This is a genomic window from Streptomyces sp. NPDC051180, assembly GCF_040689545.1.
In the GTDB taxonomy this organism is placed as follows: Bacteria; Actinomycetota; Actinomycetes; order Streptomycetales; family Streptomycetaceae; genus Streptomyces.
In genome coordinates, this window is record NZ_JBFBBC010000005.1 from 82,028 (window position 1) to 96,552 (window position 14,525).

Below are 14,525 nucleotides of genomic sequence, written 5' to 3' on the forward strand. Positions count from 1 at the left end.
AAACCAATGCGCATGTCCCTGCTGCGGCGCGTGGCCACCGTGGCCACGACGCTGGGGCTCACCTCGCTCGGCCTCTTCGGCGCGGGCGCGGCGCCGGCGCAGGCCGCGATCCGCGACTGCCCGTCCGGCTACTTCTGCGCCTGGAAGTCCGACAACGGCACCGGCACCATGTACAAGACGAACGTCAACGCCCCCACGCTCGGGAGCTGGGACAACGCGTTCCGTTCGGTCGTCAACCGCACCAACAAGTTCGTCTGCTTCCACGAGGACGCCAACTACGGACAGTCGGGCGCCGTCTACAGCAGCCCGCCGGACCCGGCCGGCACCGAATGGGGCGGCCCGGGCACCAACTCGGTCAGCTCGCTCAGGTTCGTCCCCACCGAGCGCGAGTGCGTCCTGCCCGCCTACCCCGAGTGGTACGCGGCCACCGGCACCAAGGCGGCCGGCTTCGGCGACATGAACGCCGACAGGAAGCCCGACGCCCTCGTCCGCGACAAGGCCGGCCGCCTCTGGTTCCTGCCCGGCGACACCACCGGCCGCCTCATCGGCACCGGCGGCTGGAACGCGATGAGCGCCCTCACCCGCCACGGCGACTTCACCGGCGACGGCCGCGAGGACGTCATCGCCCGCGAGTCCGCCACCGGCAAGCTGTGGGCCTACCCCGGCACCGGCACCGGCGCGGTCGGCACGCGGAAGCTGATCGGCTCCGGCGGCTGGAACGCCATGAACAAGATCACCGCCTTCGGCGACCTCACCGGCGACGGCCGCTCCGACCTCATGGCCGTCGAGTCCGCCACGGGCAAGCTCTGGCTGTACCCCGGCACCGCCACCGGCGCGCTCGGCTCCCGCCGCCTCGTCGGCTCCGGCGGCTGGAACGGCATGAACGCGCTCGTCGCCCCCGGCGACATGAACGGCGACGGCCGGGCCGACCTGCTCGCCCGCGAACCCTCCACCGGCAAGCTCTGGCTCTACCCCGGCACCGCCGCCGGCGGCGTCGGCTCCCGCGTCCTCATCGGCGCCGGCTGGAACGTCATGGCCTCCTTCCTCGCCGTCGGCGACTTCAACGCCGACGGCCGCAACGACCTCGCCACGATCACCAACAGCGGCTACGTCTCCCCCGAGTGCCGCGGCGTCGGCTGCCTCCTCCTCTACCCGGGCAAGGGCACCGGCACCCTGAACGCGGGCGTCGTCGACGACGGCGACTGGTGGGGCCTCAACGGCGCCTTCTGACCCGTATCCCCTGACCCCACGAGGGCCTCACCCGGAACCGGGCGGAGGCCCTCACCTCTTTCACCTGCTGGCGACGAACGCCTCCCAGGCGGCGGGCGAGACCTCGAACGAGGGGAGGGAGGTGTCCTTGGAGTCCCGGACGAGAACGGCGGCGGGGGAGGTGGCGACCTCGACGCAGTCGCCGCCCTGGGGGCCGCTGTAGCTGCTCTTGAACCAGTTGAGGTCGGTGCTCATAGGTCTCGTGCCACCTGTTCGATGAGTCGTGCGGAGTCCTCCGGGGAGAGAGCCTGTGCGCGCAGAGCGCTGTAGCGGGCGGCGACATCTCCCACGTCCGGTTGTTCGCTGAGAAAGTACCTGCCGCTCTGTCCCTCGATAAAGACGATTTGGCTCCGACGCTCCTCGGTCTCCAGGAGGGTGAACGAACCGTCGAGGCCCGCGTGGGTCCACCGGTCCTCCGGCATCACCTGGATGGTCACGTTCCGTAGATCGGCGCACTCGCGTACGTGGAGGAGGTTCTTCCGCAGGATGTCAGGACCGCCGATGGGTTTGACCAGCGCTGCCTTCTCCAGGACGAAGGTCACGAGCGGTGGGGGCTTGCGGAAGAACAACTCCTGTCGTTTCACGCGCGCAAGGACTCCGGCCTCTATGTCCTCGTCCTCCAGGGCCGGTACGGCGCAGTGGAACACGGCCCGCGCGTACTCCGCGGTCTGAAGCAGTCCCGGGATCAGCTGGATCTCGTACTTGTGGATTCCGGCCGCCCTGGCTTCCTCCTCCAGATAGTCCTCGAACCACGCGGCGACACCACTCGCCGTGACCTCGTCCGCCACCTTCAGCAGTGCACCTTGTGCACCCAGCATCTCGTCCGAGAGTTCGACGAACCGCCCCCTGGCTCGCCGCTCTCCCCGTTCGATCATGGCGACCTGGGACTTGGAATAACCGGTCTCCCGGCCCAGCGCCTCCTGCGAGACGCCCGCCCGCTCGCGATGGAAGCGGAGCAGCGCGCCGAACGCCTTGGCGGCGCCGGGGCTCTTCTTCTCGTTGTTCACACCCGACCTCCCGAGTGCACAGTCCTGCACAACCGGACTGCGGCCCTGGTCACAGGCAATCACGCACAGCAGGCTGGCCGCATGAATCTGCGCAAGTCGCTTGACACGAAGCCCGCTTGGGTGCCGGAGACCGGGCACGCGCTGCGTCACGCGGGGATCCACTTCGACGCGGTACGGATCGGTGGGTTCCTGGGTGAGGACGTGGCGTACCGCCTGATGTCGTTCACGGACTTCCAGGCGGGCCCGATCGTCCGGGAGGCGACGGGGGAGAAGAACCTGTACTTCCTGCTGGCGCCCAGGACGGCGGGGGAGTACGAATGGCCGGCCCCGGCGCGGGCGTTGAGCGGCGGTGGGCGGAGCGAGTCGTACGTCGGGATCCCGGCGCTGCGGGGGGCGACGTGGCCGCTGGACTGGAGGTCGAGGCCGACGCTCGAAGATCCGTTCGTGGAGGGAGAGTTGTTGCATCGTACGGTGATGTGTGCGCTACGGTGAGCTCGCCATCACGCTCCGTGAAAATTGGAGCGGCCCCCGGGGGTGCGCCAACACCATCCGAGGGCCTTCACTGCTAGTGGATCAGGAGTCCACCAGAAATGCTTCGGCATGCTATCGCTCCCGTTCGGTGTTTCACCAAGGTCTCGAACGGTGTCGTGCGCCATCCGCGTCTGAACAGCGACGCGAAGCTCCTCCTCATCTACGTCCAGGGCCTCCCCGAGTCCGAGAGCGACAAGCCCCTCGGGGAGCACGCCGCCGACCTGGGCATGAAGCCGCGGGCGTACAACCGGGCCAGGCAGGGTCTGGCCGAGTGCGGGTTCCTCCACGAATGGAAGTCGCAGAACCGGCGCGGGTATTGGGCGACGTCGCAGCTGCTGTCCACTGTCACCCTTACGCGTGAAGAGGCGGACGCGGTCAGGACCGGGGTCGCGACCGGGTCTCCGGCTCACGGGGAACCGACAGTCGGTTTTCCGAAGGCCCGGCACGTCGGTTCCTGTACACCGGTAGACAAAGACCGGGAGAAGACTTCTTCCCACCCACCCACCGAAGACCAGCCGGAGCCGGAGCCGCAGCGGGAGCCGGAGCAAGGTCCAGTGCAGGACCCGGACCCGGAGAAGGCACCGGACCCGGACCCGGCCCCCGATCAGGCGCAGTCCCCGGAAGTCGCCCAGGCCGAGCGGCTCCTGCTGTCGCTGCGGCATCAGAGCCGGGACCTGCTGCTCGGTGTCAGGGAGGCCCGGGGGCTGGCCGAGATGGCGGCGGAGTGGCTGAGGCGGGGGGTCTCGGCGGCGGACCTCCGGCACGCGCTGACGGCGCACCTGCCGCGCAACGGGATCCGGTCGGCCGTCGGCTTCCTGCGGCACCGGCTGACCGAGAAGCTTCCGGCCCCGGCCCCGGCGGCCGCCTCGTCCGGCCCGTCCGGACCCTCCGCGTCCTCGGTGTGGGACCAGGGCCGCCCGGTGGTCCCGCCGCCCGCCCTGGTCACCTGTGACGGGCTGGGCGAGGAGCACGTCTTCCGTCCGGTGGGCGACGAGACGCGGTGCGGCTCCTGTCGCACGGAACTGGCGCGCAGGGCCCATGGGATCCACCCGCGGGAACGGGCGCCCCGGGCCCCCTGGCGCACCCTCGTGGAGCAGGTGGCCGCAGCGCCGTCACCGTGAGCGGGCCACGTCCCGGAAGACTCGTGTGGATCAAGTTCTCGAAGAGCGATGAGTTTTCCGGGGGTCGCCGGTCATAGTTCATGGATGGTGCGCGACAGCCGCTCAGGAGCGGCGGGCGGGCACCGCCGAGCGACCGAGACCCGGACGACGCGAGACACAGAGGAACCCCAGATGCGCACTCTCATCAGCACCGCCTTCATCTCCCTCGACGGCGTCGTGGAGGGCCCGGGCGGCGAGCCCGGCTACCGCAACTCGGGATGGACGTTCAAGGAGGTCGAGTTCCTCCCGGAGGCGTTCGAGATCAAGGGGCGGGAGCAGAAGGAGGCGGCGGCGCTGCTGCTGGGCCGGACGAGCTACGAGGCTTTCAGCCCCGTGTGGCCGGACATGGAGGAGTTCGCCGAGTACAAGGTCATGCCGAAGTACGTCGTCTCCACGACGCTCACCGACGACGACCTGGTGTCGAACTGGGGCGAGACGACGATCCTCCGCAACCTCGAAGAGGTCGCCGCCCTCAAGGAGACCGAGGGCGGCCCGATCATCGTCCACGGCAGCGCCGCCCTGAACCACGCCCTGTCCGACGCCGGTCTGATCGACCGCTACCACCTGCTCGTCTTCCCGCTCCTCCTCGGCGCCGGCAAGCGCCTCTTCAGCGCCACCGACAAGGACGCCCAGAAGCTCAAGCTGGTCGAGCACGAGGCGTACGCGAACGGCATCCAGAAGAACGTCTTCGACGTCGTCCGCTAGCACCGGGCCCGGGTCGAACCGTGTCCGCCGCCGGGGATCGAGCCGGGCCGTCCGTGCGTGGGGACGGCCCGGTGGTCACCGCGAGGAGGATGGTCGACCGGCGGGCAAGCCCCGTTCGTACCGGCTCACCCAGGTGACGGGCCCCGCCTCGTCCCGCTGTCCGGGGGCGCCGCCCACCGGCACGTCGCCGCGGTGCACGAACCCGCGGTCCTCGTAGTAGGCGCGCAAACGGACGTTGGACCGCACGCAGTCCAGCCGCAGGGCGTCGACGCCGCGGCGGCGTGCGGCGTCGGACGCCCAGTCGAGCATCACCGGCCCCAGCCCGGCGGCCCAGCGGCGGGCGGCCATCCGGTGCACGTAGCCCGCGACACCGCCTCGATCCGCCCACAGCGGGTCGTGCCAGTCCAGCGTGATCGTGCCGGCGGTCCTGTCGTCGACACGGACGAGCCACGTCTCGCCCCGCGCTATCGCCCCGGCGACCCACTCCGCCTCGAACCGGGGCGGCCACTGTGCGATGCCCTGCGCGCCCAGCCACTCCGCCGCCTCGTCGAGCACCCCCAGGACCTCGTCCGTGCGACCGTCGGACGCCACCTCGAAGACAACCCTGCTGCTGTTCCGGTCAACCGACATGCCTCGGATGATCGCAGCGATCCCGCTTCTCGCGCCGGCGCCGGATCACCCGTCGCAGCCGCCGTCGCCGCTCAGCACCTTGCTCACCGTCACGCGAAAGGGGTGGCCCGCGGTCAGCTCCGGCCCGGGCTTCCGGTCGTCGTAGGCGAAGGCATCGGCGGGCAGGAACGCGACCGTCAGCATCGTCCGGGCCGAGTCCCCGTCGCGGGTGAGGCAGAGGAGATCCGGTTCGGCCCGCTGCTGCGTCCAGCCGTCCTGTTCCGCCGCCGTCCGGTAGTACAGGAGGACGTCTTCCCGGCTGCCCGCGTAGGCGTAGGTCCGCTCCGCGTACGCCTGCGCGTGCCCACTGTCGAACCAGCAGGCGGCGTCGACCTTCTCGTATCCCCGGGGAACGGTCGCTCCCGCGGGGCGCATCCCCAGGATCTCCTCCCGCGCCAGTTCCGGCACGCGCCCACTGCTCCCGACGCAGGCCCGGCGGGGCTCGGGCAGTTCCGAGCACCCGCCGGCCCCGCCGGCCGCGATCGCCACACCCACCGCCACGGCCGTCGCCCGGCCGGCCCGCGCGCTCCTCGGCACCCTGGTCCCCCTCACGCCCCGCACCCCATGAGGGCGGCGACGAACCGGAATTGGTTTGTCGACCGCCGTCCGCGTCCGATAGGAAGGTTCGCATGTTGAAGGGCAGCAAGGTCGGGCTGAGGGCCCGCCACGACGATGACATCCCGATCCTGCGGACCGAGCTCTACGACGACGTGGTGAACGGCTCGCGGGCGGAGAGCGGGCCCTGGCGGCCCATCACGCCGGGGTCGAAGGACCCCCGGCTCGTGGTGGACGACACCCGGGAGCAGCACGTCCCCTTCTCCGTGGTGGAGCTGGAGGGCGGGACGCTGATCGGTACGGCGACGCTGTGGGGGATCGACAACCACAGCCGGGCCGCGCACATCGGGCTCGGGCTGCTGCCCGCCGCCCGGGGCAAGGGCTACGGCACGGACGTGGTCGCGGTGCTGTGCCACTACGGCTTCGTCGTCCGCGGCATGCACCGGCTGCAGATCGAGACGCTCGCGGACAACGTGGGGATGCTGCGCTCGGCCGAGCGGAACGGCTTCGTGCGCGAGGGCGTGCTGCGCTCCTCGGCATGGGTGCTGGGCGAGTTCCTCGACGAGGTGCTGCTCGGACTGCTTGCCGACGAGTGGAAGCAGACCACGAACTCCTGAGCCGGGAGTCGGGAGACATGGGCCGAGGACGGGAGGGCCGGCGATCGCCGGCCCTTCGGCGTTCCCCTCCTACCGCGTGAGGTGCCAGACCCGGTCCTCGCCCGTCTCCGCCGGCGCCCGGGGTGCGGTGGGGTCGCCGGGACGCAGGGTGTCGGTGAAGCCGAGCCGTGCGGGGACGGCGCCGCTCGCGTGGTTGGCGGCGTCGTGGACGATCTCGACCCGGTCGACGCCCGGCAGCAGGAACGCCTCCTCGGTGAGGGCGCGGGCGGCCCGCGTCGCGATCCCGCGGCCGGTGGCCGCCGGGTGGAGCCAGTAGCCGATCTCGCGGGTGCCGGGCGGCGAGTCCTCGTACCGGTGCAGCCCCGTGGAGCCGACGATCGCCCCGTCGAGGACGATCGCGTACGTGTGCTCGGTCCCGTTCTCCCAGCGCTCGGCCCGGCAGCGCAGGAAGGCGATCGTCCGGGCCAGGCTGTGCTCGGCGACCCAGGGCATCCAGGGCCGCAGATGGTCGAGCGACTCCTCGATCACCCGGAAGTACTCGTCGAGGTCCGTCTCGGCGTCGAGCGCGCGCAGGACGAGACCGGCGTCGACTTCGAGCAGGGGGCGCGGCTGGATGACGGTCATGGGGCGAGGATCGTACGAGGCGATCACGCCGGGCAAGGGAATTCCACCGGCGGTGGGCGCGAGGCTACGGCTCGGTCACATCTGCCGTCGGCCACGCGGCAGTTCGGGAACATCGCCGAGGATGGGACGCATGCTTCCCCGCCCGTTCTCCCGCCCCGCCGCCGGCGCCCTCCTGCTCCTCGCCCTCGCGCCCCTCGCCGCCGGGTGCGCCGACCCCGCCGACGACCCGCGGGCGACCCCGTCCCGCGAGGCCATGCGGTTCTGCCCGTCCCCCGAGGAACCCCCGCTCCCGCCGGGCACGCAGTGCATCCCCCAGGACCCCGCGCGGAAGTACGCGGAGAACCACGCCTACCGGCAGGAGCAGAAGATCGGCGACGCGGAACGCGCCGCGGCCCAAGGCAAGGCGCGGGCCCTCGCCGAGGCCCTGCGGGACCTCGCGGGCAAGCCGGTGGGCCGGGCGGAGGTCCAGGCCGCGGCCGGCGCCGCGCTCGGCCTCGACCCCGGCAGCGTCGAGTACCGGGAGGGCCGTCGCGGCAAGCCCCTGACCAACATCGAGGTCGGCGGCGGCCCCGCCAAGGTCTGCGTCAACGGCCGCGTGGACGAACAGGGCACCGCCACGGCCGAGGTCACCGGCCGCACCCTGGACGGCACCTGCCTGCCGGGCCTGGGCGGCCACTGACCCGGCGGGGAGGGGAACGCCGACGGCCCGCCCTGAACGCCGACGGCCCGCCCTGAACGCCGACGGCCCGCCCGGAACGCGGGCGGGCCGTCGGGTGCCGGGTGGGCCGGGGGTCAGCCCTTGCTGACCGCCGTGAGGATCTCCGGGAGGCGTGCGGCCGTCCGGGGTGCGGCGAGCCTGAGGCCCGCGTAGAGGAGGACGGCGCCGTAGAGGGTGCCGGCGGGGAGGAGGAGCCAGAGCAGGGAATGCCCGTCGGAGACGTGCAGGTAGATCGTGGCGCCGATGAGCGGGGAGCAGAGGAGCGCGGCCGCGAGCATGCCGCCCATGATCGAGATCCAGGCCAGACCGCCCTGGCCGGGCACCACGTTCTTGTAGCCGCTGTCCTGGGGGATCGAGTACGGGAAGCTGGCCGTGGTCACGGCGCCGGTGCCGACCATCGCGCCGAGGAGGCCGAGCGCGAGCCCGAGGGCCTCGGGGAAGTCGGACCAGTCGCCGAGGACGGCGGCGGTGGCCGCGGTGACGAGCACCGTGAACGGCAGCGTGATGACGAGCAGCGCGAGGGCGCGCGCCCGGAGCTCGGCGTAGGCGTCGGCGGGTGTCGAGATGGTCTGCGCGACCATCCAGAACGCCGAGTTGTCCTGGCCGAACTGGTTGTACATGAGCATGCCGAGCATGCCGGAAGCGAAGCAGGCGAAGTAGATCGAGCCCTGCCCCTGGAAGGCGTTGAAGAGCGGCACGATCAGGCCGATGGCGAGCGAGGTCACCCACGCCGCCTTCGTCTTCGGGTCGCGCCACACGTACCGCAGGGTGCGCTCCATGACGGTGCCGGTGCGTCCGGCCGGCAGGAGGCGGCCGAGCCGTCCCGTGCCGGACTTCTCGCGGGAGTCGGGGGCGGCGCCGATCGTGGAGCCGTCGGGCTCGACCATGAGGCGCACCAGGCTCCGCTGCCACCAGTAGAGGAGCGCGACCAGGGAGGCCGCTGTCAGCAGCAGGCGGGCGACGGCGACGGCGTGGTCGCCCTGGCTCGCGGAGTCGACCGCGCCGATCGCGGCGGCGGGCGGGAGCCAGGCGACGACGGCCGAGGCCGGTTCGAGTGACTCCAGGCCGCCGGCCTGGCCCAGGCGCTGGGCGCCGAAGTTCACGAACTGCATGCCGACGGCGATGACCAGACCGCTGAGGAGGGCCAGGTCGCGGCCCTTGCGGGAGGTGAGGAGACGGACGTTGGCGGCGGCGACGGCCCGCGACAGCGCCACGCACGTCACGGCGGTGAGCGGCACGGCGAGGACGGCGACGGCGACGGCCGCCGCGCCGTGCGCGAGGGACAGGGCCGCACCCAGGGCGAGGACGAGGGTGAGGACGGGCCCGACGCCGACGAGGGAGGCCACGAGCAGCGCCCGGATCAGCGGCCGGGGCATCAGCGGCAGCATCACGAGCCGCGAGGGGTCGAGGGTCTCGTCGCCGCTCGGGATGAACAGCGGCATCACCGTCCAGGACAGCGCGAGGACGCCCACGAGGAGGAGCGCGACGACGTCGGCGTCGGCGTTGCCGCGCAGGAGGACGAAGGCGAGCACTATCGCCGCCGCGAAGAGGGCGCCGAAGACGATCGAGACGATGTAGGCGGCGGTGCGCCCGCCGGACTGCCGCAGCCCGTTGCGCAGCAGCGACAGCTTGAGCCGTACGAAGACCGAGGTCAGCGACGGCACGGGGGCGGCCGGGGCGTCGGGGAGGACGGGGGAGCCGCCGGTGGCGGTCGTGGCGGTGCTCATCGCTGCGTACCGCCCGTGGCGCCCGAGCCCGCCCCGCCCGTCGCACCGGCGCCGGGGACGGCCCCGCCGCCCAGCCAGTCGAGGGAGTCGCCGGCCGCCTCGCGGCCGTTCGCGCCGACCAGCTCCAGGAACGCGGCCTGGAGGGAGGGCGCCGCGCCGCGGACCTCGGCCAGCGTGCCCTGGGCGCGGATCTGGCCGCCGGCCATCACGGCGACCCAGTCGCAGAGCGACTCGACGAGCTCCATGACGTGGCTGGAGAAGACGACGGTCGCGCCGGAGGCGGTGTACCGCTCCAGGACGCCGCGGATGGTCTGGGCGGAGACCGGGTCGACGCCCTCGAAGGGCTCGTCGAGGAAGAGGACCTCGGGGTTGTGGAGGAGGGCGGCGGCCAGGCCGATCTTCTTCCGCATGCCGGTCGAGTAGTCGACGACCAGCTTGTTCTGCGAGCCGGTGAGGTCGAGGACGTCGAGGAGCTGCGCGGCGCGCTTGTCGACCTCGGCGCCCGGCAGCCCGCGCAGCCGGCCGCTGTAGGCGAGGAGCTCGCGGCCGGAGAGGCGCTCGAAGAGGCGCAGGCCCTCCGGGAGGACACCGATGCGGGCCTTGACCTGTGCGACCGACTCCGGGTCGGCCCACACGTCGTGTCCGGCGACGAGGACCCGGCCGTGGTCGGGCCGCAGCAGACCGGTGATCATGGAGAGGGTGGTGGTCTTGCCGGCGCCGTTGGGCCCCACCAGCCCGATGAACCGGCCGGCCGGCAGGACGAGATCGATCCCGTTCACCGCGACCTGCTGGCCGAATCTCTTCCACAGCCCCTCGACACGCACCGCGGGCACCGCACCGTCCCCCGGTGCGGTGCCCGCCTTGTCGAACGCTCCGTCAAATGCCTGGTCAGGCATGGTCGGTCAACCCTTCGGTGGTCCCCGTGTTTACGGGCACCACCATACGGGTGAGGCCGTACGGCCTCCGGGGTTCACGCCCGGCGGTCGCGCGCCTCCGCCGCCTCCCGGCCACACGCGTACGCGAGGGCGCTGATCAGCTCCTCGGCGTCCGGGAGCCAGCGGTTGGCGGGGGTGGGGCGGCGGGCCCACTGGACGGCGCCGCAGCCGCCGACGCGGGTCGGCGGGGCGGCGACGTAGTGGCCCTCGCCGCGCGTCACGAGGTCGATCGCGGCGGGCGTCCAGCCGAGCTTGCGGACGAGGTCGGGCACCTTGGCGGCGGCGCCGGGCAGGACGAAGAAGAACATCCGGCGGTCGGGGGTGCAGGTCACGGGGCCGAGCGTCAGCTCCATGCGCTCCATGCGGGCGAGCGCGAGGAAGCCGGCGGACTCGGGGACCTCGATGGCGTCGAAGGTGCGTCCGGTCGGCAGCAGGATCGACGCCTTGGGCGTCTTGGACCACATGCGCCGCGCGCCGACGCCGCTCCCGGTGGCCTGGGTCGACCAGTCGGGCCTGACCGCGTGGGCGCCGGGGACGGCGCACGCCTCCGCGCCGCAGGAGCAGCGCTCCCTGCCCTCGACGGCCTCCAGCCAGGTCCCGGGGAACACGTCCCAGTGCCGCTCTTCCGCGTACCGCACGGCGCTGTCCAGCAGTTGCTCGCCGCGCTGCTGGGGGATCTGTGCGGCGTCCGTGACTCCCATGGTCTCTTCCACGGTCAGCACAACTTCCCCGGTCACCTGGGGTTACGGGCGTGGTGGTGAGCGTGTTGACGCATCGATCCCGCACGCGGGGCGCATGGGTGCATGTACGGGGGCGCGTGGAGGTGTGGGAAGCGGGGGTGGGTACGGAGTGGTGGGGGCGTCGGCGGGGTCGCGGCGGACGTGTCCGGTTTCGCGTGTTCACATCGGCATTGACCGGATATCCGCCGGGCATTGATCACTCCTCCGGTGATCACCGCACGGCCTCAGGGGGTACACATGGCAGCCAGGCCACTCGTTCCGCGCCAGCTCAACGAACGGCTCCAGGCGCTCATTCAGGAGGCGGCCTGTTCCAACGCCGGCCTCGCGCGCAGGGTCAACATGGTCGGCGCGGAGCGCGGCCTCGACCTGCGGTACGACAAGACGTCGGTGGCCCGCTGGCTGCGCGGGCAGCAGCCGCGCGGCCGGGCGCCGGGGATCATCGCGGAGGCGCTGGGCCGCAAGCTGGGACGCTCGGTCACGATCGACGAGGTCGGCATGGCCAACGGCCGGAACCTCGCCGCCGGGGTCGGCCTCCAGTTCGCGCCCACCGTGCCCGCGGCGATCGAGCAGGTCTGCGAGCTGTGGCGCAGCGACGTGGGACGCCGGGACTTCCTCGCGGGGTCCGCCGTGGCGGCCTCGGCGCTGGTCGAGCCCAGCCGGGACTGGCTGATCACCGTCCCGGACCCGCACGTGGCCCGGCTCGCGGGCGCGCGGGTGGGGGTCGCGGACGTGGCCGCGGTCCGGGAGATGACGAGCGCCCTCGTCGACCTCGACCGGCGGTTCGGCAGCGGGCACGTGCGGCCGGTGGTGGTCCACTACCTCGACAGCGTGGTGTCGGGGATGCTGTCCGGCTCGTACCGGGAGGCGGTGGGCCGGCAGCTCTTCGGGGCGGTCTCCCGACTCACCGAGCTCGCCGGGTACATGGCGGTGGACACCGGCGAACCGGGCCTCGCGCAGCGGTACTACATCCAGGCGCTGCGGCTCGCGCAGGCGGCCGGCGACCGCGGGTACGGCGGATACGTGCTCGCCGCGTCGATGAGCCACCTCGCCGCGCAGCTCGGGAACCCGCGGGAGATCGCCCAGTTGGCGCGGGCCGCGCAGGAGGGCGCGCGCGGGAAGGTGCCGCCGCGGGCGGAGGCGATGTTCCTCGCGGCCGAGGCCCGCGGGCACGCGCTGCTCGGCGACGTCGCCGCCTTCGAGTCGACCGCGGGCCGCGCCGCGCAGGCCCTGGACCAGGCCGACCCGGAGGCGGGCGACGACCCGGTGTGGATCGCCCACTTCGACCACGCGTACCTCGCGGACGAACTGGCCCACTGCCACCGGGACCTGGGGCAGGCGGACGCCGCGGCGCGGGCGGCGGAGGCGTCCGTCGCCGGCCATCCCGCGACGCGCGTGCGGCGGCGCGCGATCGGGCTCGCCCTGCTGGCGTCGGCGCGGATCCAGCAGCGCGAGGTGGAGCAGGCGTGCCGGACGGGGACGGAGGCGCTCGAACTGCTGGGCACCCTGCGGTCGTCGCGGGGCGCGGAGTACCTGGAGGACCTGAGGGAGCGCCTGGAGCCGTACGCGGGCGAGCCGGTGGTGCGGGAGTTCGGAGCGCGCATGGATCTTGCGGCGGCTTAGGTCCTCTTGTCCGGCGTGGACCGCGCCGCCGGGCGGGGAGGTTGTGTAACCGGGCTCACACGTGTGTGCGGAGCCCCGGGCGCACCCGGTAGCGTGAGCCGACGATTCCATAGGTTTATCGGTAGGAGTCCCGGTGACGCAGAACGGACAGGGTCCGGAGCCGCAGTACCCGGCGGTGCCCCCCGCGCACGACGGTGCCCACGGGGGAGCGCAGCCGTGGGACGGCGGCTGGGGTCCCGCCGGTGCCGCGCCGGGCGGGCAGCCGCTGCCGCCCGCGCAGCCGCTGCCCCCGGAGGCGCCGCCGGGCGGCGCCGACATGCAGTCGACGCAGTACCTGCCGCCGGTCCCGCCGCAGCAGGCCGCTCAGGGCTTCCCGCACCAGGCGCAGCCCCAGCCGGGCTACGGCTACCCGCAGCCCGGGGCCGCGGCCGCCGACATGCAGGCGACCCAGCACATCGCGCCGGTCCCGGGCGGGATGCCGCCGGCGCAGCCCGGATACGGGTACCCGCAGCCGGCCGCCCCGACCGCCGGGGACCTCCAGGCCACGCAGTTCATCGCACCCGTGCCGCCGCAGCAGCAGGGCGGCGGGCAGGCGACCCAGTTCCTCGGCACCGGCTCGCTCCCGCAGCAGGGACCGGGCGCCGGGGTCGCCGGCGCGTCGGACGCCACCCAGTACATCGCCCCCGTGCCGCCCCAGGTCCCCGGCGAGCGGCAGCCCCCTGCGGAGTTCGACAGCCTCTTCCGGACCGAGGCACCCCAGGCGCCGCAGCGCCCGCAGCAGACCCAGGGCTACCCGCAGCAGCCCACTCCTCCCGCCTACCAGCAGCACCAGCAGCAGGGCTACCCGCAGCAGGGCTACCCGTCCCAGCAGCAGCCGGGCGGTCCCGGGGCGCAGGGCCCCGGTGGGCAGTACCCCTACCAGGACGCCTACTACGACGACGGCGACGAGCCCGCCCCGCGCCGCAAGTCGCCGGTCGCGCTGATAGCCGCCGTCGTCGTCGGCTGCGCGGTCGTCGGCCTGGGCGCCGGGGCGCTGCTCAGCGGCGGCGACGAGGACAAGAAGCCCGAGAAGGGCGGCCAGAACGTGGCGGCCAGCTCCGCCGCGCCCTCGGCCGGCGAGACCCCCGCCGAGAAGCCGGCCGACCCGGCCGAGCCGCAGGCCCAGGAGCTGAGCAAGCTGCTCGCGACCAGCAGCAGCAGCCGTGACACGGTGATCAGCTCGGTCGAGTCGATCAAGCAGTGCAAGAACCTCGACAAGGCCGCCACCGACCTGCGGGGCGCAGCCGAGCAGCGCCGCGGCCTGGTGACGCGGCTCCAGTCGCTGTCGGTCGACAAGATCCCGGACAACGCGGCCCTGACGGCGGCGCTCACCAAGGCGTGGCAGGCGTCGGCGTCCGCCGACGACCACTACGCGGCCTGGGCCGACCAGATGAAGGCGAAGAAGGCGTGCAAGGGCGGCAAGGCCCGCTCGACCAGCCAGCTCGCCGAGGCGAGCGCCAAGAGCGGCGAGGCCACCGCGGCCAAGAAGAAGGCGGCCGGGCTGTGGAACCCGACCGCGGACAAGTACGGACTGGAGAAGCGGACCTACACCCAGCTCTGAGCGGACTCCGACGGCGCCGCGGGAGCGGCGCCGCCGGCCCGTGCGGGC

Annotated in this window: 16 protein-coding genes; 8 read left to right on the plus strand and 8 right to left on the minus strand. The window is 73.0% G+C overall.

What is annotated here, in order from left to right; genetic code table 11:
• Positions 1 to 6: 6 nt before the first annotated feature.
• Positions 7 to 1,230: an FG-GAP-like repeat-containing protein gene (locus AB0424_RS11665; protein ID WP_366304291.1), complete on the plus strand. Its 1,224-nt coding sequence runs from the start codon at positions 7 to 9 to the stop codon at positions 1,228 to 1,230.
• Between the two features lie 60 nt (positions 1,231 to 1,290).
• On the opposite strand, the gene AB0424_RS11670 is transcribed toward AB0424_RS11665, so the two are convergent.
• Together AB0424_RS11670 and AB0424_RS11675 are read right to left on the minus strand one after the other, a co-directional pair.
• A complete protein-coding gene (locus tag AB0424_RS11670; protein WP_366304292.1) occupies positions 1,291 to 1,464 on the minus strand; it encodes a DUF397 domain-containing protein in 174 nt (57 codons plus the stop codon).
• On the minus strand, positions 1,461 to 2,276 hold the full coding sequence (locus AB0424_RS11675; protein WP_366304294.1) for a helix-turn-helix transcriptional regulator: 816 nt from the start codon (positions 2,274 to 2,276) through the stop codon (positions 1,461 to 1,463). Before AB0424_RS11675 ends, AB0424_RS11670 begins: the two co-directional genes overlap by 4 nt.
• An 81-nt stretch (positions 2,277 to 2,357) precedes the next feature.
• On the opposite strand from AB0424_RS11675, the gene AB0424_RS11680 reads away from it, so the two are divergent.
• The 3 genes from AB0424_RS11680 to AB0424_RS11690 all read left to right on the plus strand — a co-directional run bounded on the left by AB0424_RS11680 (position 2,358) and on the right by AB0424_RS11690 (position 4,672).
• Positions 2,358 to 2,768: a hypothetical protein gene (locus tag AB0424_RS11680; protein ID WP_366304296.1), complete on the plus strand. Its 411-nt coding sequence runs from the start codon at positions 2,358 to 2,360 to the stop codon at positions 2,766 to 2,768.
• A 593-nt stretch (positions 2,769 to 3,361) separates the two neighbouring features.
• Positions 3,362 to 3,928 carry a hypothetical protein gene (locus AB0424_RS11685; protein ID WP_366304298.1) on the plus strand — a complete coding sequence of 189 codons (567 nt, stop codon included), beginning with the start codon at positions 3,362 to 3,364 and terminating at the stop codon, positions 3,926 to 3,928.
• A gap of 171 nt (positions 3,929 to 4,099) precedes the next feature.
• Entirely contained in the window at positions 4,100 to 4,672 is a 573-nt protein-coding gene (locus AB0424_RS11690) for a dihydrofolate reductase family protein (protein WP_366304300.1), read from the plus strand.
• 75 nt (positions 4,673 to 4,747) lie between these two features.
• On the opposite strand, the gene AB0424_RS11695 is transcribed toward AB0424_RS11690, so the two are convergent.
• Both AB0424_RS11695 and AB0424_RS11700 read right to left on the minus strand, forming a co-directional pair.
• Complete coding sequence (locus AB0424_RS11695) at positions 4,748 to 5,302, minus strand: GNAT family N-acetyltransferase (RefSeq protein ID WP_366304302.1); 555 nt, start codon at positions 5,300 to 5,302, stop codon at positions 4,748 to 4,750.
• Positions 5,303 to 5,347: 45 nt separating this feature from the next.
• Complete coding sequence (locus tag AB0424_RS11700; protein ID WP_366304303.1) at positions 5,348 to 5,878, minus strand: hypothetical protein; 531 nt, start codon at positions 5,876 to 5,878, stop codon at positions 5,348 to 5,350.
• A gap of 92 nt (positions 5,879 to 5,970) precedes the next feature.
• On the opposite strand from AB0424_RS11700, the gene AB0424_RS11705 reads away from it, so the two are divergent.
• Positions 5,971 to 6,513 carry a GNAT family protein gene (locus AB0424_RS11705; RefSeq protein WP_366304305.1) on the plus strand — a complete coding sequence of 181 codons (543 nt, stop codon included), beginning with the start codon at positions 5,971 to 5,973 and terminating at the stop codon, positions 6,511 to 6,513.
• Positions 6,514 to 6,582: 69 nt separating this feature from the next.
• Here AB0424_RS11705 and AB0424_RS11710 read toward each other — a convergent pair whose 3' ends face one another.
• On the minus strand, positions 6,583 to 7,137 hold the full coding sequence (locus AB0424_RS11710) for a GNAT family N-acetyltransferase (protein ID WP_366304307.1): 555 nt from the start codon (positions 7,135 to 7,137) through the stop codon (positions 6,583 to 6,585).
• 130 nt (positions 7,138 to 7,267) lie between these two features.
• Here AB0424_RS11710 and AB0424_RS11715 point away from each other — a divergent pair, with 130 nt between their 5' ends.
• Entirely contained in the window at positions 7,268 to 7,816 is a 549-nt protein-coding gene (locus AB0424_RS11715; RefSeq protein WP_366304309.1) for a precorrin-3B C(17)-methyltransferase, read from the plus strand.
• A gap of 113 nt (positions 7,817 to 7,929) precedes the next feature.
• On the opposite strand, the gene AB0424_RS11720 is transcribed toward AB0424_RS11715, so the two are convergent.
• From AB0424_RS11720 to AB0424_RS11730, 3 genes are all read right to left on the minus strand, one after another.
• The gene (locus tag AB0424_RS11720; RefSeq protein ID WP_366304311.1) at positions 7,930 to 9,582 is read right to left on the minus strand and encodes a transporter; all 1,653 of its coding nucleotides are present in this window, start codon (positions 9,580 to 9,582) and stop codon (positions 7,930 to 7,932) included.
• Positions 9,579 to 10,478: an ABC transporter ATP-binding protein gene (locus tag AB0424_RS11725; RefSeq protein WP_366304312.1), complete on the minus strand. Its 900-nt coding sequence runs from the start codon at positions 10,476 to 10,478 to the stop codon at positions 9,579 to 9,581. Before AB0424_RS11725 ends, AB0424_RS11720 begins: the two co-directional genes overlap by 4 nt.
• 74 nt (positions 10,479 to 10,552) lie before the next feature.
• On the minus strand, positions 10,553 to 11,218 hold the full coding sequence (locus AB0424_RS11730; protein WP_366304314.1) for a bifunctional DNA primase/polymerase: 666 nt from the start codon (positions 11,216 to 11,218) through the stop codon (positions 10,553 to 10,555).
• 276 nt (positions 11,219 to 11,494) lie between these two features.
• Here AB0424_RS11730 and AB0424_RS11735 point away from each other — a divergent pair, with 276 nt between their 5' ends.
• Positions 11,495 to 12,877, plus strand: a complete 1,383-nt coding sequence (locus tag AB0424_RS11735) for a transcriptional regulator (protein WP_366304315.1) — start codon at positions 11,495 to 11,497, stop codon at positions 12,875 to 12,877.
• A 133-nt stretch (positions 12,878 to 13,010) separates the two neighbouring features.
• Positions 13,011 to 14,477, plus strand: a complete 1,467-nt coding sequence (locus tag AB0424_RS11740) for a hypothetical protein (RefSeq protein ID WP_366304316.1) — start codon at positions 13,011 to 13,013, stop codon at positions 14,475 to 14,477.
• Positions 14,478 to 14,525: the final 48 nt, after the last annotated feature.

Bases quoted from the DNA above. Each gene is read 5' to 3' on its own strand.
- AB0424_RS11735 (WP_366304315.1), top strand. From the start codon at position 11,495: ATGGCAGCCAGGCCACTCGTTCCGCGCCAGCTCAACGAACGGCTCCAG.
- AB0424_RS11720 (WP_366304311.1), bottom strand. From the start codon at position 9,582: ATGAGCACCGCCACGACCGCCACCGGCGGCTCCCCCGTCCTCCCCGAC.
- AB0424_RS11680 (WP_366304296.1), top strand. From the start codon at position 2,358: ATGAATCTGCGCAAGTCGCTTGACACGAAGCCCGCTTGGGTGCCGGAG.
- AB0424_RS11715 (WP_366304309.1), top strand. From the start codon at position 7,268: ATGCTTCCCCGCCCGTTCTCCCGCCCCGCCGCCGGCGCCCTCCTGCTC.
- AB0424_RS11725 (WP_366304312.1), bottom strand. From the start codon at position 10,478: ATGCCTGACCAGGCATTTGACGGAGCGTTCGACAAGGCGGGCACCGCA.
- AB0424_RS11665 (WP_366304291.1), top strand. From the start codon at position 7: ATGCGCATGTCCCTGCTGCGGCGCGTGGCCACCGTGGCCACGACGCTG.
- AB0424_RS11670 (WP_366304292.1), bottom strand. From the start codon at position 1,464: ATGAGCACCGACCTCAACTGGTTCAAGAGCAGCTACAGCGGCCCCCAG.
- AB0424_RS11695 (WP_366304302.1), bottom strand. From the start codon at position 5,302: ATGTCGGTTGACCGGAACAGCAGCAGGGTTGTCTTCGAGGTGGCGTCC.
- AB0424_RS11730 (WP_366304314.1), bottom strand. From the start codon at position 11,218: ATGGGAGTCACGGACGCCGCACAGATCCCCCAGCAGCGCGGCGAGCAA.
- AB0424_RS11690 (WP_366304300.1), top strand. From the start codon at position 4,100: ATGCGCACTCTCATCAGCACCGCCTTCATCTCCCTCGACGGCGTCGTG.
- AB0424_RS11710 (WP_366304307.1), bottom strand. From the start codon at position 7,137: ATGACCGTCATCCAGCCGCGCCCCCTGCTCGAAGTCGACGCCGGTCTC.
- AB0424_RS11705 (WP_366304305.1), top strand. From the start codon at position 5,971: ATGTTGAAGGGCAGCAAGGTCGGGCTGAGGGCCCGCCACGACGATGAC.